Origin of the sequence: Brevibacillus sp. DP1.3A, assembly GCF_013284245.2 — a bacterium.
Lineage (GTDB): Bacteria > Bacillota > Bacilli > Brevibacillales > Brevibacillaceae > Brevibacillus.
This window is the reverse complement of the sequence record NZ_CP085876.1, coordinates 3,368,497-3,389,086: the sequence shown is the minus strand read 5'-3', so window position 1 is coordinate 3,389,086 and position 20,590 is coordinate 3,368,497. Positions and strand designations below refer to the sequence as shown.

The following is a 20,590-nucleotide window of genomic DNA, read 5'->3' as shown; positions in this document are numbered from 1 at the left end:
AAAAACGTATACTTGTATTGAGTGCAAAAATATTCTTTGAGCATAGCCAATTCTTGGTTTGTCCGCATAAACACAGATAAAAGGTAACAATGTAATGGTAGCGATTTCTCTGAAGAAATACTCAAGTAAGGTAAGAAAGTCGAATGCATCAAGATATTTAATTATCTACAGAATATACGTTCAAAAACATGACTATAGACAATAGACAAGATTTGAATAAGAGGGGGATTTAGTTGCCAAATTATCTGGAATATCAAAAATCTGTAGCAGCAGAATTCAAAGCATATGAAAAAAGGGTTCGGAACTTAATAGACGATTCTCATTGGGGGGAGGACGGTCGTTATAAAGAGATAATCTTGATGAATTATCTTAAAAGAGTATTACCAAAAAACCTTTCTGTTGGTACCGGTTTTGTAAGGAATAAAACAGAGATTACATCTCAGATCGATATTATTATTTATGATAATTCATTTCCTGTTCTTTTTTCGGAAGGTGATTTTGTTGTTGCAACACCAGAAAATGTTATTGGTATAGTAGAGGTTAAAACCAAGGTGAAAGCAATAGAGTTATGTGCTACTATCGAAAAATCGAATAAAAATGGTGCTATTATTACAGAGAATTCTGATGCGCTAATTTTCAATGGAATTTTTTCTTTTAATAGCAATAATAATCCGGATCTGTACATAAGGAATATGGAGAACCATGATTTCACACCACTTTTAAGAAGAAAACACTGGAATCAAATAACACCTCCAGCACTTTTTTCGTGTGTCAATCACATTGCATTAGGGCAACGCTATTTTCTAAAGTTATGGGCAGCGGGTCAAAATCCAAATGATATAGAATCACCACATTATAGTATTTATAATATGCAAGATGGATTAGCTTTCTCATATTTTTTATCTAATATTCAGGATTTTGTTATATGGAAAAGCAAGGGATATACATCCAAAAGTTTACCAGGAGATCTGGTGTCTTTCTATTATCCATTACCAGAAGGAAAAGAATCGCATTTAGTCAAGAGGATATTGTTAGAACAGAATCAAAACATTTAAATTATAGATTACACGTTAAAGCTAATAGCATGTTATGTGTCTCTAGCGTTTATCGCAAAATTTATAAAATATTGAATAACATCATTTGAAGTATAAAAGACAGCCTTGTAATCTGGCCAATCTGAAAAGACTGTCAAGTCTTCCTTGACATACATAGTATCAATAGGTATTACTTACCCAACCTACTACGTTAAGAAACTTATTTAGCCCGATAATGTTTATTATCGGGTTCTTTGTTCAGTAAAAAACTCACAGATTATTAATCTTATGAAAATATCGTCGAGCGATCCTATTATTGTAAAAGGAATAAACCAGTTAAAGTGAAAAGAAATTCATGAGATGATCTCCTAGCGTCAGATCTAGGATATTTCAACAATCATTGTTCCGTCAGGGAGAGTTAGGGTTGAGTCCCTAGTAAGTGTGTTAGTCTAAATTTGCAGAATATCAAATTTGGTATTATGGATCTAATGTGATCAACCGATTGTTAATTAAACACTATGTAAAGAATGCTTTCCCGAAAGCATCTGCAGCACCTCACTGCATATTAGGGAGTAGGTGACTATACGTATCTAAGGTCATTCGGGTGTTTGCATGCCCCAAACGTTCAGGAACAATTTTGGGGTGTACTCCTTGTATTAGTAAAAGGGTGGCATATGTATGCCTTAAGTCGCAAAAGCAAATACCTGGAAAATCACTCATGCGTAGCCGTCTAACTCAAGGAATTATCCATCTGTCTAAATGTAATGTAATTTATGTATATAAAATTTCAGACTATCTTTCAGACAAGAAATTGAGGTTTATTATTACCAAAAACGAAATGTGCTGGAACTGTCCAAAAGTATCAACTTTTAAACTCCACAACGTTTACGAGACACTTAGAAAACGAACTACGTATTAAGCAAAAATAAAATATATGATAACTAATCATTAATAGCATATATTACACTTTTCAAATCAAGAGATATTCTGATATAATCCAGTTTTCGCTTGTTTTATTCTTACTTTTCATGTTTTCTGTGCTATGATATTTTTTGAAGTATTTTAAGAATGTGCGTTAGGTAAAGCAGTATGGCTATCAGTTACAACAAACTGTAGAAATTGTTGATTGATAAAGGTATGAATAAGAAGGAATTACAAATAGCAGCGGGGATAATTTCTGGTGTTGATTCATGTTTAGGAAGAGATGAAGATGTTACAACTACTATCCTTTCAAAAACATTGTGATATTGGTGATATTACGGGGATGGTAAACGAAAACAAAGAGCATTAGTTTAAGGAATAGCAGAAAACAGCATTTTGTTTTTAAAATACATTAAAAAATATGCAGAGAGGATATAAAATTTATGAATAAGCAACAACTTGCGACGAAAATATGGGAATCCGCTAATAAAATGCGTTCAAAGATTGAGGCCAACGAATATAAAGATTACATTTTAGGTTTCATATTTTACAAGTACCTTTCAGACAAGGAGTTAAAGTTTCTGAAAGAAAACAACTTTACCCAGGATGATATCGAGGCTCTTGCTGAAGAAGATGCCGAAACCGTAAAGTATGTTCGTGAAAATGTCGGATACTTTATTGCCTACAAGGACTTGTTCTCAACTTGGCTCAAAATGGGCAAGGATTTTGATATTTCTAATGTCACGGATGCCTTGTCAGCATTTAACCGTCTTATTAATCCCTCTCATAAGAAGGTGTTTGAGGGTATATTTAATACCTTGCAGACCGGTTTAAGCAAACTCGGTGACAGCTCCGCATCTCGAACAAAAGCTATCAGCGATCTGATTCAGCTGATTAAAGATATTCCTATGGATGGCAAGCAGGACTACGATGTTCTTGGCTTCATCTATGAATATCTGATTAGCATGTTTGCTGCCAATGCCGGAAAAAAAGCAGGCGAGTTTTACACCCCGCATGAAGTATCTCTTCTTATGTCCGAAATTGTTGCAGACCATTTGAAGGACAGGATGGAAATCAATATTTATGACCCAACGAGCGGTTCGGGCTCTCTATTGATAAACATAGGTCGTTCTGTTGCAAAGCATATTGATGATGAAAACAACATCAAATACTATGCACAGGAGTTGAAGCAGAATACATACAACCTCACTCGTATGAATTTAGTTATGCGTGGCATCCTCCCGGATAATATCGTAACCCGCAACGCTGATACTTTGGAAGATGATTGGCCGTACTTTGATGAAGCCAACCCAGTGGAAACATACAATCCACTTTATGTGGATGCAGTTGTTTCCAATCCTCCGTACTCACAGCATTGGGACCCGACTAATAAGGAAAACGATCCCCGTTACGCACGTTTCGGCCTCGCTCCGAAATCAAAAGCCGATTATGCTTTTCTGCTTCATGACTTATTCCATCTTAAGCCGGATGGCATCATGACGATAGTTCTTCCGCACGGTGTTTTATTCCGTGGCGGTGAAGAGGGCGAGATTCGCAGAAAGTTGATTGAAGGCAATCACATTGATGCTATCATCGGACTTCCTGCCGATATTTTCTATGGTACAGGCATTCAGACAATCATCATGGTTTTGAAGCAAAAGCGTGAGAATACCGATATTTTGATTGTTGATGCATCCAAATGTTTTATTAAATTTGGCAAAAACAATAAACTCAGAGCATCTGATATTAAAAAGATCGTTGATGCCGTAACTGCCAGAGCCGATATTGACAAATTCTCAAGGAAAGTCAGCCGTGAAGAAATCCGTCGAAATGAATACTACTTATATATTTCTAGATACGTTGATTCCTCTGAAGTCGCAGAGAAATGGGACTTATATGCGTCTATGTTTGGCGGTATTCCCTTGAGTGAAATTGTCGAACTTGGCGAGTATTGGAGTGCTTTCCCGGGATTAAAAGAGGCATTGTTTACAAAAGGTGTAGGTCCTTACGCTGAATTGGCTGTCGGCGATATTGAACAGACTGTCGATGAGCATCCCGCCGTAAAAACGTTTATTTCCAATTTCATGTGTGCTTTTGGAGACTTTGACGGTTTCTTGAAAAGCGAGCTTATAACGAATATGGCGGGCATCAATATTTCAAAAGAAGAGGCTGTTTTAAGTGCTGACATTTTTACCCGCCTTATTTCCATTCCGCTTATTAACAAATATGAAGCCTATCAATTGCTTAATGACGAGTGGGCAAAAATATCTATTGACCTGGAAGTAATTCAAACAGAGGGCTTCAGCGCTGTTAGAAAAGTTGATCCCAACATGGTTATCAAGAAAAAGGACGGCAAAGAGGAGGAGGTACAGGATGGTTGGATCGGTCATGTAATTCCGTTTGAACTTGTTCAGCGGACACTACTTTCGGCTGAATATGAAGCACTTAAGCAAAAAGAGGGCCGTCTTGCCGAAATCTCCTCTGAATACGATGAAATACTCGACTCGCTCTCCGAAGAAGAAAAGAATTCTAGCGTAACAAACGATTCCAGCGATGCGTTTGTCGGAAAAGAAGTCGGTGAGAAACTCAAAGAAATCTATGCAGATGTGGACACCCAGGAAATTAAGGCTCTGAATACTTATGCCACACTTTCCAGGAAAGCTGACAAACTTGCCTTTATCAGCGCTCAAGTTGATGTAGTATGGTCCAAAATGAAAGCAAGCAATGATGGCACATATGCTAAAAAAGCAGTTAACGCTTATTTAGCAGAGCTTCAATCCGTTTTTGAATTCCCGGAGGAATCCTTTGAAGCAAAAATTATAAAAGTAAGCAAGCTAATGGCCGAAGAAAAGGAAGTAAAAGCACAGGTAAAAGCGGATTCCGCAGCATTGCATATGAAAACAAAAGAAACCATTAAATCGCTGTCCGACGAACAGGCTCTTGAACTGCTTGAACAAAAATGGATTTTTCCGCTCATGGAGAGTATTAAGCAGCTTCCCCATACGGTAATTAATGTTTTGATAAACAACGTCAAAGCCCTTTCTAAAAAATACGCTGTAACATACTCTGCGGTCGAATCGGAGATACAGGAAACGGAGTCTATTCTCTCGGCATTCATTGATGAACTCGTTGGCAACGAATATGATATGAAAGGCCTCAGTGAGTTCCAGAGGCTGTTAAAGGGTGAATGATATGGCTGGGAAAGATAACAAACCAGAGATTCGATTCACTGGTTTTACCGATGATTGGGAACAGCTTAAGTTGGGAGAAATATACACAGAGAGGAAAGAACGAGGATACGATTCGTTACAGATCTTCTCCGTTTCCATCCATCAAGGTGTTTCCAACGAAGAATTAGACAGTGATACTTTAGGGAAAAAAGTGCGCAGAAGCGAAGATAAGTCTCTGTATAAACATGTTTATTTCGGTGATCTTGTTCTTAACATGATGCGTGCGTGGCAAGGGGCAATCGGCGTCGTAAAGTCAGAAGGGATGGTAAGTCCTGCATATATTACTGCTATTCCAAGTACAAAGCTTTACCCACTGTTTATGGATTATTGTTTACGCCGAGATGAAACGATTAATCAGATAAACAATCTGTCTTATGGAGTCACCGACTTCAGAAAAAGATTATATTGGGACTCGTTTATCAACGTTTTGTGTCGCATACCTTCTGTGCCTGAGCAGGAGAGAATTACGGCCTTCTTCACCCAAATCGACAACCTTATCATCCTTCATCAGCGTAAGTATGACAAGCTGATAATCGTCAAAAAATCCATGCTCGAAAAAATGTTCCCGAAGGATGGATCAAATATCCCGGAGATTCGCTTTGCCGGATTTACTGATGCTTGGGAACAGCGTAAGTTGGGAGATGTTGCAGATCGTGTTGTTAGGAAAAACACAAATCTCGATTCAACTCTACCCCTAACCATTTCTGCACAATATGGATTGGTTGACCAAATAACCTATTTTAATAATCGTGTCGCAAGTCGTGATATAAGCAATTACTATCTCTTAAAAAAGGGCGAATTTGCGTACAACAAAAGTTATTCAGAAGGTTATCCGTTTGGTGCAGTAAAACGCTTAGATCTTTATGAAATGGGCGTTTTATCGACTCTCTACATTATTTTTGCACCAAAAACCGATATCATTAATTCTGATTATTTAGTTTCATACTATGATACGAATAATTGGCATAAGCAAGTGGCAAAAAGAGCTGCTGAGGGTGCGAGAAATCACGGATTACTTAACATTTCGGCAGATGCTTTTTTTGATACAGAATTAAAATATCCCAAAGATACAACTGAGCAAGCCAAAATCGGTGCTTTTTTCAAGCACATGGACAACCTTATCACTCTTCATCAGCGCGAGTTAGAAAAGCTGAAAAATATCAAAAAATCCATACTTGATAACATGTTTGTGTAGGAGGTATGAACGTGTAATGGTTTTTGACAAAGAATCTAATTTTGAAGAAGCTTTTATTGAGGCCCTCTCACATAAAGGCTGGGAACCTAAGGTCCTGAAGTATCCCTCTGAAGAAGATTTGCTAAAAAACTGGGCTGATATTCTCTTTGAAAACAACAGAGGTATCGACCGGTTGAATGATTACCCTCTGACAAGCGGCGAGATGCAACAGATTATGGAGCAGATCACCACGCTGCGGACACCTTTGAAATTAAACGGCTTTATAAATGGGAGAACTGTAGCTATCATCCGTGATAATCCCGATGACACTCTGCACTTCGGAAAAGAGGTCAACCTCAAGATTTATGACCGCCGTGAAATTGCTGCCGGACAAAGCCGCTATCAAATCGCACAGCAGCCAAAATTTAAGAGCAAGTCCAAAATTTTAAATGACCGTCGCGGTGATTTGATGCTCTTGATCAACGGTATGCCGCTTATTCACATTGAGTTGAAGCGCAGCGGCGTTTCGGTAAGCCAGGCATATAACCAGATAGAAAAATACTCCGATGAAGGGGTATTCACAGGAATATTTGCGTTGATTCAGATTTTTGTTGCTATGGAACCGGCAGAAACAGTTTATTTTGCCAATCCTGGAATGGACGGAAAGTTCAATAAGGATTTTTATTTTCATTGGGCAGATTTTAATAACGAGCCTATCAATGACTGGAAAGATATTGCTTCTTCACTGCTTTCCATTCCGATGGCACACCGGCTTATCGGCTTTTACACCGTCGCCGATGATACCGATGGTGTACTGAAAGTCATGCGTAGCTATCAATACTATGCAGCAAACGCCATTTCTGACCGTGTTTCCAAAACCAACTGGGATGGTCACAACAGACTTGGCGGATATGTTTGGCATACCACAGGCTCCGGCAAGACGATGACAAGCTTCAAGTCGGCGCAGCTTATTGCAAACTCAAAAGATGCAGATAAGGTTATCTTCCTGATGGATAGAATTGAACTTGGAACGCAGTCCTTGAAAGAGTATCGCGGTTTTGCAGATGAAAATGAGTCCGTTCAGGCAACGGAAGATACCATCACTTTAATTTCAAAACTAAAAAGCGACAACCCGGCAAACGCGCTTATCGTCACCTCTATCCAGAAAATGAGCAATATCAAAGACGAAGAGGACGGCGTAAATGCTCATGATATTGAGATGATGAGATCCAAGAGAATCGTCTTTATTGTCGATGAAGCACATCGCTCTACTTTCGGAGATATGCTCATAGGTATAAAGCGCTCTTTCCGGTCTGCTGTTTTCTTTGGATTTACAGGAACGCCGATTCAGGATGAGAACCAAAAGGAAATGAACACCACATCAACCATCTTCGGTAACGAGCTGCACAGATACAGCATTGCCGATGGTATTCGTGATATGAATGTCCTTGGATTTGACCCTTACAAAGTATTGACCTACAGAGATAAGGATGTTCGGCAGGCTGTTGCCTTGGAGCAGGCAAAAGCGGCTACCGTTGAAGAAGCCCTTGCTGATCCTAAAAAGAGCGAAGTCTTTTATAAATACATGAATTCTTCTCAAGTGAAAATGGCGGGCTACATCGGTGATGACGGAAAGTATGTCAGAGGTATAGAGGACTATTTGCCAACATCTCAATATCAAACTGAAGCACATGAGAATATGGTTGTTCAGGACATCGCCGACAACTGGGTGACCTTAAGTCATAATAGCAAGTTCCATGCAATCTTTGCTACAAGCAGCATCCCGGAGGCGATCTGTTATTATCGGATGATAAAAAAAGCCATGCCCGCATTAAAGGTTACCTGCCTGTTTGACCCAAGTATTGACAATAGCGGCGGAGTAGCGTTTAAAGAGGACGGTCTTGTTGAAATAATTGAGGATTACAACGCAAGATATGAACAGGAATTTAGCCTAAAGAGCTACGATAAGCTGAAAAAGGACATTGCTGCGCGGCTTGCTCACAAAAAGCCATATCAATGGATAGAAAGAACGCCGGAAAAGCAGCTCGATCTTCTGATTGTAGTCAACCAGATGCTTACAGGATTTGATTCTAAATGGATTAACACACTTTATATGGATAAAGAGCTTGAGTATGAAAATATCATTCAGGCATTCTCCCGTACAAATCGTTTGTTTGGCCCGGAAAAGCCTTTTGGAACCATTCGATACTACAGGTATCCGCATACGATGGAGCAAAACATCGAAAAAGCTGTGAAGCTTTATTCTGGTGATAAGCCTATTGGATTATTTGTAGAAAAGCTTGAGTACAATCTAAACAAGCTGAATACAATTTTTTATGATATCAGCGAGCTGTTCACCCGTTCCGGGATTCCGAACTTTGTAAAGCTGCCAGATAACCGTTCGGAGCGCGGGAAATTTGCATCTCTCTTCAAATCATTCAATGACTATCTGGAAGCTGCAAAAATTCAAGGCTTTACATGGAATCAGCTAACGTACCCGTTCGATGATGGCGAAGGCAAGCCCAAAACTCAAGTCAACATGAAACTTGATGAAAACACCTATTTGGTTCTGGCAATGCGTTATAAAGAGTTGTTCGGCGGCAGCGGAGGTGGTGGTGGCGACGATGTTCCTTTCGAGATTAATGGTTACCTAACTGAGATCGATACTGGGAAAATCGACTCGGACTATATGAACTCGCGTTTTGAAAAGTTTCTGAAAATCCTTACCCAAGATAATGTAGATGAAGCAGAAATGCGGAAAACGCTTGATGATTTGCATAAGTCATTCGCCATGTTGACGCAGGAAGAACAAAAGTATGCAAACATCTTCCTTCACGAAGTAGAAAGCGGAAATGCCAAGATGGAAAGCGGTAAAACTTTCAGGGATTACATCACTGAATATCAATTCAAGGCAAAGAATAACCAGCTCCACCGTATTTCACGATTCTTGGGGGTAGATGAAAAGAAACTCCTCAATCTCATGGCTGCAAATGTAACTGAGGCAAGCATCAATGAGTTCGGTCGCTTCGATGATTTGAAGGCTTCCGTAGACAAAGCCAAAGCAAAGGAATATTTTGAAAAACTGGAAAACACAAAAATACCACTATTTAAGATCAACATAAGAGTACACAATTTACTTCAGGAGTTCATTCTTAAAGGTGGGTTCGATATCGAAGAGTCGAAAGAATAATAAGGGCAGAATCGTGGCTGCAAGAGGAAAAAGCATAAATCTATTTCTTAAGGATGGCGTAGCAAGCGGCCGCATTAAGTGTACGTTAGCAAACTGGACTGATTTTGCACGTACGGAATTGGATAAGCGTAAAGCACGAGATGATTTGAAAATCAGTAATTTAAGGAATGATTATACCCAAATTTTGGACTAAAAATTCATCCCAAGAAGCAAAAAACTCATCGAATTTCTAAAGTAGCATGGGCGGCATGAAGTAATAAGGGGGGCCATCCCATATGCATCAAGGCTTCAACCATACAAGTAAAAAAAGAGGTATCTCATGGGTTTACCCACTTGTGAGATACCTCTTTTTTTGTTAAGCAACTAATTCATTAACGACAATATTTCATTTTTTTGATATAGTAAATGGTGGAAATACTATAGAAAATTTCAAAATGAGAAGACTATTTGGGGGATTGAAAATGAATATTTCGATTCCAGATAAGAATCATATTATTGAAAAACTTAGCCTCAAATATAATTGTAAATTAACGAATATCACAAGAAAGCAGATCTTGTTTGAAGGTAGATGTGACGGGAAACGAATCGTAGTATGTACACCTGGTTCAAAAATCCATTTAAAAGGTAGCGGTTGGTTTGATCTGAAAGTATCTCAGGTTGAATTATTGGATAAAGCTGAGATTTCAATTTTGGCTGTGAGGCTAGAAGGCGGAAAAGTATATTATGTTGATTTTAAAGAACTAAGAAAGAGAATTACTCCGGATCTCATTGTTTATACGCCAGCAATCGGTGGACATTGGAAGTTTTTCGTTTGGGAAACGCATATTGAAATTCAAGGTAGTAAAAATAAGTTCTATGTTCAACCTGAACTTGTTTATTAACCCGTTAAGCGGCAATAATCAAAGGCTACTCAAAGTTCACCGAACTTGAGTAGCCTTTCTAACGCCTGATGAATCAGAGGGTTCCCATCTGTTCTTACTTCAATTCGGTTAACTAAACGATGTAACCTCTCCGGGGTTAATTCATTGAGTGCACTTTTAATATGAGGATTGAGGAGGTGTGACAGCTTGATTGATTTGGAGAAGTTGAAAGCTGTCCTCGTAAATTATAAAAGGGATTTTGTATCCCAGCAGTGGAAAAACGAACTCTATAAATGGGAAGCTGTGAAGCACTTCCAAGACCATTGGGACATAACCGCTCCTAATTTTGCTGAAATGTTTACTAAGGCAACAGATAAAACCTCTAATCTGCTTGCCTCCATGAACAACTTTCCAAGAGGCATGATTCAGGGCTTTGCGTCAGCAGATTCCGAGGCAACCAGGACCATGTTTATCAATCTGTTTGATGAAACTAGGAATTTTGCAGAACGAGTGGAAAAATTTCAATCCGATGCGGAAGCGTTGCGTGCAAAATATGATGATGGTACTTGGAAGCAACACTATCAGAATTCAAATTCCATCAGCACTTACCTATGGCTCCGTTATCCGGACAAATACTATATTTACAAATACTCGGAGTGCCGTGCCGTGGCAAAGAATCTGGGAAGTAATTTCGTGCCGAAAAAAGGCGCTTCTTCTGTTAATCTGGTGGGTGGATTTAATCTTTACAATGAAATCTGCGAGCAACTGACTGCGGATATAGAATTGGTTCAATTGCTGCAGACTATGCTAACAGCCAGCTGCTACCCGGATAAGGAACTGAAAACATTTACAATTGATGTGGGATTCTATATCAGCCGGTTCTATTCTAAGAAGTCCTCGGAGGATATCGCCGAGTGGTTCCCAAATGATTATAACCCCAATATTACGACAGATACTTGGCTTTCCCTTCTTGCGGATAAAACTGTATTCACAACGAATAGTCTTCAAATCATGAAACGGATCAATGACTATGGTGGGATGGCTACTTGCACACAGCTTTCTACCAAGTATGGCGAGACGACGAATTTCTATAACATGGGGTCATCCTCTCTCGCAAAAAGAGTTGCTGATATTACTGGATGTCCTGTTATGACAATAGATTCAGATAACTTAAGATGGTGGCCAATTCTATATGTTGGAAGACTTTCAGATAAAAGCTCAAGCAGCAGCTATATCTGGAAATTGCGAGATGAATTGAGTGAAGCACTGGAGAGATTTGACTTATCGGATATTCCGCTGTATGCCGATGAAACACCCGCCATCTGGAAAATTAGTCACGGCCCGGATGTCATCTCAGATGCTGAGGCAAAGATTTTTGAAAAGAACCATGTTATTGTAGTCCATAAAGATACAAAAGCAAAAGCAACTTCCAAAATGAGCCAAGGCGAGAGCTTTATGCTTTCAATGAAAAAAGGCGATTATTTCTACCTTAGTTATGGAAACAGCATCCGGCTTCTCGGACAGATTGCAACAGATGAAGTTGCGCTGAATCCTGAAAAGGAAGATGGATGGTATCAGCGGGAGTATACGATCGTTGCAAAATCAAAAGATTACTCGCCCTATAGGAATACACAAAAATGGTGGACACCGAATGATAACTCCACCTGCATCATGATTGGTGAGTCGGATAAGCCTTTATTTGAAAAACTGATTTTGAAGCCGTATTTTGATTTAACATTGGATTCGTTGCTAAGCAATAGCACTAATATAAACGGGTACTGGTGGTTGAACGCTAATCCGAAAATCTGGAGCTTTTCCGAGATTGGGATTGGCGAAACACAGAGTTATACTCTCTATAACGATAATGGCAACAAACGCCGTATCTTTCAAAACTTTTTGGATGCAAAGGCTGGCGAACTTATTATTGGATATGAATCTTACCCGGTAAAACAAGTTGTGGCGATTGCAAAGGTAACAAGGGAAAGTGATGGCGAAAATCTCTATTTCGAAAAAGTTGAGGGACTGGCAACACCTATTGATTATGCAACACTAAAGAACAGTCCGGAACTGGAACGTATGGAGTACTTCACTAATCCGCAAGGCAGTCTTTTTAAGCTGACCAAGGGTGAATATGAATATATCCTGGATATAATCCGTGAGGAAAATCCGGTCACTCAGAAAGAAACTGTCGAAGCCTACTCAAAAGAAAAATTTTTGGAAGAAGTCTATATGACCAACGAACGTTTTGATACGCTTGTCTCTTTGCTGAAGAATAAACAGAATTTGATTTTACAAGGTGCTCCAGGTGTTGGCAAGACCTTTGCAGCAAGACGGCTGGCCTATGCAGTGATGAAAGATAAAGATGACAGCCGCATCGAATTTATCCAGTTTCATCAGAACTATTCCTATGAGGATTTCATAATGGGATATAAACCTCAGGGCGAAGGATTTGAATTGAAAAACGGCGTTTTTTATCGTTTCTGCCAGAAGGCTGCAAATACGCCTAACAAACTATTTTTCTTTATCATTGATGAAATTAATCGCGGCAATATGAGTAAAATCTTCGGCGAGCTGCTCATGCTAATTGAAAAAGATTACCGTGGCACAAAGGCAACGCTGGCCTATAACGGGATGCCTTTTACTGTGCCAAATAACTTATACATCATCGGCATGATGAACACTGCTGACCGCAGCCTCGCCATGATTGATTATGCACTGCGTCGCCGCTTCAGTTTCTTTGAAATTGAACCGGGATTCAATTCGGACGGCTTCAGAGCATATCAGGTGGCTTTCGACAATGATACGTTCAATACTTTGATTGAGCAAATTAAAGCACTGAATAAAGAAATTGCTACTGACGGTTCTCTGGGAAAGGGCTTCTGCATTGGCCACAGCTATTTCTGTGGACAGGAAGAATGTACCGATGAATGGATGATGGAAGTTGTTGAATATGATATTATTCCGATGCTGAGTGAGTATTGGTTCGATGAACCAACCAAACTGCAGCGCTGGGAAAAGATTCTGCGTGGTGTGATTGATGACTAAAGATAAAAGAATCCTCATCAAGAATATTTATTACATGCTTTCCTACGCTTTTCAAGTATTGAAACAATCAAACTACGATGAACTATCATCTGAAGAGTTTGAGAATATTCAAGACCTGTTCGCAGCCATCCTTGCCAAAGGCATCGCTCAGCAGCTGAAGCAGGGCTTGTACAGAGAATATATTACTGAATGCGATAACCTTTCAGTGATGCGCGGGAAGCTGGATATCCGCGGGACAATCCATAACATACTGCAGCGTAAACAAAAGCTCTTCTGTGAATACGATGAGCTGTCGGAAAATAATCTGTTCAATCAGATTCTTAAGACGACAGCCATCATCCTTTTACGGCAATCCACCGTAAGTACCGAACGCAGGACAGTATTGAAAAAAGTGTTGTTATTCTTTGACAGTGTGGATACGATCGAACTGTCACACATCAAATGGAGTATGCTTCGGTATCAGCGAAGCAATCAGAACTATAAGATGTTGCTCAATATTTGCTATTTTGTTCTAGAAGGTCTATTGCTAACTACAGACAAAGGCAAGTTCAAAATGGCTACATTTTTGGATGAGCAGCATATGTCCAGACTGTATGAGAAGTTTGTATTGGAGTATTACCGCTATCATCATCCAAATCTGCGGGCAGCAGCCTCCCAGGTAGCGTGGAATCTAGAGGAAGGCGTGATTGATTTTCTACCGATTATGAAGACTGATATTACACTGCGGTATGACGATAAAATCCTTATCATCGATACAAAGTATTATGTGCGTACCATGCAGGTTCAGTCCCAGTATGATAGCCGAACACTTTATTCCAATAACCTATATCAGATTTTTACGTACGTTAAAAATATGGATATGGAGAATACCGGTAATGTAGCGGGTATGTTGCTCTATGCTAAAACGGAAGAAACAATTACACCAGACTGTGATTTTAAGATGAGTGGAAACAAAATCAGTGTAAAAACACTTGATTTGAATATTGATTTTAAAAACATTGCTGCACAATTGAATAGAATAGCAGAATCGTTACTAGCAACTTCTACTTCGGCATAGAGCGTCCCCTAGCAGTCTTGTAGCATTTGCCGCAAAAATTCGTGTTAAAGTCAAGTAAAGACAAAGAATAAAAAGATAACTGACTGCAAGAACTTTGATTCTATGTGATAAGTAAGTAACTATAACAGATGCCGCGGTAACTTGATTTCTTCCTGCATACAGTACATGTCCATTTGGTTTTGATGTAAAATTAAAGCCTACTAACAAAGACAGGCTGGATTTAAAATAAATTGAACTAAAGTAAGATCGAAAACAATTTTCAGACATTAAAAATGCTCATAAATTTGCTCATAGTATTTTTTATCTTTATTGATGATAATTAAAGAAAAACAACCAACATGCGATAAGTTCCTGTGTTTTTTTAAATAATTTTTTTCTATTTTATTCATTGCTGAATGGGCGACATGATGTAATATTGAACATAGGCTCGTTGATTGGATGGGGTTTTGGAAATTACATAGAGTCCCCATAATCATTGTTATCAGACCAAACATGATAAAATCTACTAAACTATAAAACTGTACCTCTATGCCCGATAATGTTTATTATCGGGCTTTTTACGTCCGTAAAAGTATCGGCTTTAAACTTGGAAATTAACTAGACAGGGTAATGTTCTGAAAAAAGAAATTGTCCAAGGGTGATCGACAATGAGTACGAAACCAGCTAATAGGATGTCAACATTTTTCAATAAAACGTGTTTTGTTTAATTGTTATACTGAAAATTAGCATGGCAAATAACCATCCAATGTCGTGATGGAAGGCTTTTTCTCTATTGTTGCTTATTGGTATTAGGCCATATCAAGGAAAGTCTCTTTACGCTTTAACAGGGTGTAAATCCAGTGAATCAGTTTGTTTACACAAGCAATGATGGTGACTTTTAACGGCTTTCCTTCAGCGTGTTTTCTGTCATAAAACTCTTTTAGCTTCTTATTGCGCGAACTTCTGATGCCACATAGGACAGCCATATATAAGGCATGTCGCAACCTGCTGGAACCTCTTTTCGTGATTCGATTAATGGTTGCAGTAAACTTACCAGAAGAATGCACACTAGGATCGATTCCGGCAAAGGCAACAAGTTTTTTAGGGTGATTAAACCGCTCTATCTCACCAATTTCAGAGATAATCGTTGCCGCGATTTTTTCTCCGATACCAGGGATGGATTGGATAATCTTATATTCTTCAATTTCTGATGCGAGAGCATCAATTCGGTGCTCCAAATTGGACAGATGCTCTTGATATTGAAGAATCATACGAATATACATCTCAAGACTAATCAAATGACTTTCGTACACTGCTTTTTGAAATGGATTGCGGCTTGCTGCGTCCATTATTTTTTTCGCCTTTTCTTGGGCCCAAGCGTTGGAACGGCTGATACATATAGCTTCGATTCGTTTCGTCAATTCAGATTCCCTAGCCTTTAAGACCTCTTCCGAGGTAGGGAACTCCAGTAAAATGTGCAAAGATACCTTCGAAAACAAGTTTCCAAATACAGTTCTAAACTCAGGGAATACTTGGTCTAAACTGGCATGGAACTGTAATTTTGCTTGCACGCAAAGATCAGTTAGAGAGTCATGCTGTCTTGTTAGATTACGGAGGTTTAACAGCTGTAACCCTCTCTTCTTATAAGGCTGTAGTTCTTCCTTGTAATACAGCTCACATAAATGATAAGCGTCAATCGCATCCGTTTTGACCTTGCGTAAGTTTGATTTTTTTGCTTGATATGAGATGAGTGGGTTTATCACAATATACAAGTAATCTTGTTCTTCTAGGCACTGAGTAATCGGAGTCTGGTAGTGTCCAGTTGACTCCAGAACAACCGGAGGTTGTTGACCAGTTATACTTTCTACATTCTTGAGAAAGTGAAGAAAAGTAACGAGTCCCTCACGAGTATGCAAAATGCTAAAGCTTTTTCCATAGGGCTGACCCTTGTCTAAAAATACTTGAACTTGGCTTTCCCCTTTAGATACATCCAGACCAACGACTGGATTCATCGTATCGCTCCTTTTCTAAGATAATTTGCCGGTAACCCCTAGTCCTGCTTGTAGTATCATAGCTTCGCTTGTTATACGAGATCTTGTCCCAACCAGCCTCAAACATGTTTCTACAAGTAGGGGGTGAACAGTTTAGCGGACGGGGCCAATGCCCCACGGGCAGGGACGTTCTACCCCGGCTACCGTAATCGTAGAACCATATTAAAAATGGTCAACCAGTAAAAACTGGCTGACCTCATAATACGAACGGGCAGATTAGAACAATGAACCAAAAAAAGGGGAATTAAATATTTTACCGAATATCGAACATTTGGGGGAAACTACTTAAAAGGGGTATTTTATTGAAGAACTATGCAATTAAGAGAGCGACCTTGGAAGAAAAGGAAACACTCAGCAACCTTTTGCAATTCTATATTTACGATTTCTCTGAGTTTATGGATCTACAGATTGAAGATAACGGGAAATTTGGTGAATATCCGTTAAACGAATACTGGACAGATTGCTCTAGGTTTCCCTATTTAATATCGCTAAATGAAAAAATTGCTGGTTTCGTCTTGGTCAAATTAATAAATAGAGATGAAGATGACTCATACTTTTCGATTGCTGAGTTTTTTATTATGAAAAGTTTTCGAAGAACAGGTTTAGGTAAACAAGTTGCTAAAGATATATTTAATATGCATAAGGGACCATGGGAAGTATACCAAATAGATAGTAACGTGCCCGCACAACATTTTTGGAAAAAAACAATTGAGGAATACACTGGAGGCAAATTTACTGAGCGAATAGAAATTGGAAGAAAGACACAAGTGTTTGTTAGTTAATAACTTGGGTTAAAGCAGTGAGGAAAGATTAAGGTAACGAGTTCATTAGTTTAAATAAATAAGGAGAAGTTTTCTAATGAATATCGAGTTGAGACGTTTGCTCGAAGAAGATCAAAGAGATTTAAAGAATACCCCGGTTAATCGTGTAGAAAGAGATATGTTAAGGAAGAATCGGGTAAGAGGAATTCTTTCCGAAGGAGGGGTGACTGAAGGAATTGATTTTTTTCACGCTGCGTTAATTTTCCAGCACGGTGACTCATTAAATGATTGGTTTCAAGCGCATGAATTAGCTAAGAAAGCAAGTGAGCTCGGATATTTCGAAGCAAGATGGCTCGCTGCTGTAGCTCTGGATAGATGGCTTGTCTGGCAAGGTAGGCCAGCGAAATATGGTAATCAATTGATTCCTTTTGGTGGAACCTATCGTTTACCATGTGTTGATCCAGCCACAACAGATGAAGAGAGGAAAAAATGGGATATAGCTACTCTCGCTGATTTACTTGCGTTTCATGGTCTTCGTGGCTTTGCTTCCATAGAGAAAGAAAATATTGTTTCAGCAACTGTTGAAGGATTTCAGATTAACGTGGTTAGACTTAACCGTCATCTTGTCCATAGCCCGAATTTAGAAGGTGTTCACTGCGGTTTTGATGATGAAAACCGTACTATCTTGGAAAATTCATACGGCTGGCGCTGGGTTATAGATAATATGGGTGATTTTATCGCCTGCTGGCTTTCTATGCCTTATGCCCCTAAAATAGCCCATATCATAACTGGTGAAGAATCTCCCACTCTCGAAATAACCGAGTACCAGAACCTTCCTGCAATATGGGTTAAGTGCAATGGTTTGTTGACCCACTATTTTTTAAAGCAAGAAGAAATTTGGGCTGTTTCAGGTCGTGATCGTAATGATATAGTGAAAATTTCAGGCAAAGTTGGGGTGCATACTGGAACATAGTGTTACAGGGTGGGTAAAGTATCCATTCAACTACCGGAGAACGATAGTTCAATAAAACAGCGGGAGTCAAGGACTTTATTTTCTGGTCCATGGCTACCGCTGTTTTGATTGGTAGGGTCAGTCTAATACTTATTTCTAACGAACTGACGGATGATTGTCCTTCAAGATTACGCCAAATCAACAGTTCGAGTCTAAAACTTTATTATCTTCGAACAGATGAAAATGAAGGAAGTCGTCGGTAAATCCCGGTTTGAAGAACACGAATCTCATAGAAGGGTAGCGTGCGTTGGATGAGACTGCTAAGTAAGTCAAAGCCCCTACTACTGAAGGCGTACGAAAGTACATAAGACAGATAGATGGCGAGGAAGAGAGCACCCTTACCTGGGGAGATCTGTTAGCGAGCAGCATTTTAACTGAAAACGTCCTTGAGAGAGCACGTTGAATTTACAGAAGTAAGCTGATGCCGTAGTAAGCAAACTGAGACGACAGTAAGAGAAAGGGCTGAACATGAAATAGGAATGAAGCGACTGAAATTTCGAGTACAAGCAAAGAACAAAGAATCCCGAAAAAAAGGCTAATCTGAGGAAAGTAGCAGTGAATACCTGAGGGCACTCAGAAGGACAGAGCTTATGCGCGGCATGAACAGAAGAAAGGAAAGTATCTTGAAATGATGGAGTCACTATTATCACGGGGAAGTTTGCTGTCAACAGTTCATCGTGTTTAGGGGGAATAAGAGAAGCTACAGCGTGGATGGCAAGCTATCCGAGAAAGCATAGAAAAGGAACCAATGAACCGAGTCCAATCGGTTGGGCCGAAATCACGAACACGAACGGTAGAACAAGTGTCCTTATATGGATATAGGGTTTTCTCCTAACAAACGAGGAATTCGATATCAATGAGGCTAGATCACTTTAGAAAAGAGGACAGGTAAAGAAGAATTGAATGAACCTATTTTAGATGTAGCCTATGTCGAAGAAACTGAACTTTTACCATATCAGTCATTCATTTGTCCTTTGTGTATGAAAAGGGAAGAAGATCATACCATTGGAGAGTGTACTGCCTGTTTCTTCAAGGATGGAAGGTAAAAAAAGTAACATACTGGCGTATGCACAGACTGACAAGCGCTATGGATTTGGATGGTTTGTCTATCTTCTTGCGGGTGTGTTTTTGCAACCTTAGTGAAAAAATATAATAAATTTACATTTATAACGTTAAACATTAACGTTTAAAGAATAAAATAGCAAAATGTAAATAACTTGAAAGTGAGGGAAGGTATTCATGTTAGCTAATAGTTTACCAGTTGTTGATCCATTGATAAATGTTTATCCCAAACATGCAATCCCGCTTACTTTACTTTCTTTAGATAAACATGCTGAACAATGGATTTATAGTAACTATATTCAATTAAAGTGTAGCAAGGATTTTATGAATCATACCCCTCAGGATTGGTTTGACTTTTTCACAGTTTACCCTGAATTTTATGAAAACCCCTATTTACATACTGAAAGAATCACTATAGATACAATTAATAATCTTGATATAAATATTATAAATTTTGTGATTAATTCTATTGATAATGGGTCATATATATACACACACGTAGACGAATATTATATATCAGATACTGTTGCCCACAACTCATTTCATTTGCCACATGCCATATTAATATATGGTTACAACAAGGGTGAGAAAATTCTTAATATAGCTGGTTTTAATAAAATACAAAAATACTCATTTCGTACAGTGGATTTCTCTCATTTTGAAAAAGCATTTTATAAAATTGCGGATTACAAGCAAGAGATTAATTCGAGGCATAAAAACTACTTTAAATTTAGTTACCTTATGAAGCTTAACCAAGTAAAAAAATATGATTTTGATATTTCTTGGGTATTTGATTGCCTGAAAGATTATATTGAGTCAAAAAATACGAGTGGTAGATTTCGCGGCTTTTCCAATATAGTAGATGACTATTATGGTTTAGAAACCTACAGCAAATTGATAGATTATTACAGCAGCATACCCGAAGACAAAAGATATTTGGATATTCGACCGGCCCATTTGTTGTGGGAACATAAAAAAATAATGTTTAAAAGGATTCAGTACATAGAAAAAAATAAGATTGCAAATGTTGACGGTTCACTAAAAGTATTTGAAGAAATTGAAAGAATTTCTCTAAATTTAAGAAACATTTTAATCAAATACACTTTTAATAATGATAATTCTCTGATTGATAAAATAATAACTCTCTTAAATACTCTTGAAACTAAAGAGGGGAATGCAATACAAAAACTATTACAAGAAAACTAAAATCTGTT

Annotated in this window: 11 protein-coding genes and 1 pseudogene; 10 read left to right on the top strand and 2 right to left on the bottom strand. The window is 38.7% G+C overall.

What is annotated here, in order from left to right; genetic code table 11:
• The first annotated feature begins 233 nt into the window (after positions 1-233).
• Complete coding sequence (locus HP399_RS15705; protein WP_173619305.1) at positions 234-1,055, top strand: DUF6602 domain-containing protein; 822 nt, start codon at positions 234-236, stop codon at positions 1,053-1,055.
• A gap of 534 nt (positions 1,056-1,589) precedes the next feature.
• On the opposite strand, the pseudogene HP399_RS15700 reads toward HP399_RS15705, so the two are convergent.
• A pseudogene (locus HP399_RS15700) lies at positions 1,590-1,748 on the bottom strand (tyrosine-type recombinase/integrase); the annotation flags it as partial.
• Between the two features lie 650 nt (positions 1,749-2,398).
• Between HP399_RS15700 and HP399_RS15695 the strand changes: the two are divergent.
• The 6 genes from HP399_RS15695 (at position 2,399) to mcrC (ending at position 14,511) form a co-directional block, all read left to right on the top strand.
• On the top strand, positions 2,399-5,146 hold the full coding sequence (locus HP399_RS15695) for a type I restriction-modification system subunit M (protein ID WP_173619307.1): 2,748 nt from the start codon (positions 2,399-2,401) through the stop codon (positions 5,144-5,146).
• Between the two features lies 1 nt (position 5,147).
• Positions 5,148-6,380 carry a restriction endonuclease subunit S gene (locus HP399_RS15690; RefSeq protein WP_173619308.1) on the top strand — a complete coding sequence of 411 codons (1,233 nt, stop codon included), beginning with the start codon at positions 5,148-5,150 and terminating at the stop codon, positions 6,378-6,380.
• Between the two features lie 16 nt (positions 6,381-6,396).
• A complete protein-coding gene (locus tag HP399_RS15685; RefSeq protein WP_173619309.1) occupies positions 6,397-9,549 on the top strand; it encodes a type I restriction endonuclease subunit R in 3,153 nt (1,050 codons plus the stop codon).
• A gap of 461 nt (positions 9,550-10,010) precedes the next feature.
• Positions 10,011-10,430, top strand: coding sequence for a hypothetical protein (locus HP399_RS15680; RefSeq protein ID WP_173619310.1), 420 nt, complete (start codon positions 10,011-10,013; stop codon positions 10,428-10,430).
• 186 nt (positions 10,431-10,616) lie between these two features.
• A complete protein-coding gene (locus HP399_RS15675; protein ID WP_173619311.1) occupies positions 10,617-13,454 on the top strand; it encodes an AAA family ATPase in 2,838 nt (945 codons plus the stop codon).
• The gene (gene mcrC / locus HP399_RS15670) at positions 13,447-14,511 is read left to right on the top strand and encodes a 5-methylcytosine-specific restriction endonuclease system specificity protein McrC (protein WP_173619312.1); all 1,065 of its coding nucleotides are present in this window, start codon (positions 13,447-13,449) and stop codon (positions 14,509-14,511) included. The genes HP399_RS15675 and mcrC overlap by 8 nt, the downstream gene beginning before the upstream one ends.
• Positions 14,512-15,299: 788 nt before the next feature.
• On the opposite strand, the gene HP399_RS15665 is transcribed toward mcrC, so the two are convergent.
• A complete protein-coding gene (locus HP399_RS15665; RefSeq protein ID WP_173619313.1) occupies positions 15,300-16,502 on the bottom strand; it encodes an IS110 family RNA-guided transposase in 1,203 nt (400 codons plus the stop codon).
• Between the two features lie 341 nt (positions 16,503-16,843).
• On the opposite strand from HP399_RS15665, the gene HP399_RS15660 reads away from it, so the two are divergent.
• The 3 genes from HP399_RS15660 to HP399_RS15650 all read left to right on the top strand — a co-directional run bounded on the left by HP399_RS15660 (position 16,844) and on the right by HP399_RS15650 (position 20,582).
• On the top strand, positions 16,844-17,323 hold the full coding sequence (locus HP399_RS15660; protein ID WP_228088266.1) for a GNAT family N-acetyltransferase: 480 nt from the start codon (positions 16,844-16,846) through the stop codon (positions 17,321-17,323).
• Between the two features lie 76 nt (positions 17,324-17,399).
• Positions 17,400-18,275 carry a hypothetical protein gene (locus HP399_RS15655; protein ID WP_173619314.1) on the top strand — a complete coding sequence of 292 codons (876 nt, stop codon included), beginning with the start codon at positions 17,400-17,402 and terminating at the stop codon, positions 18,273-18,275.
• 1,278 nt (positions 18,276-19,553) lie between these two features.
• Complete coding sequence (locus HP399_RS15650) at positions 19,554-20,582, top strand: hypothetical protein (RefSeq protein ID WP_173619315.1); 1,029 nt, start codon at positions 19,554-19,556, stop codon at positions 20,580-20,582.
• Positions 20,583-20,590: the final 8 nt, after the last annotated feature.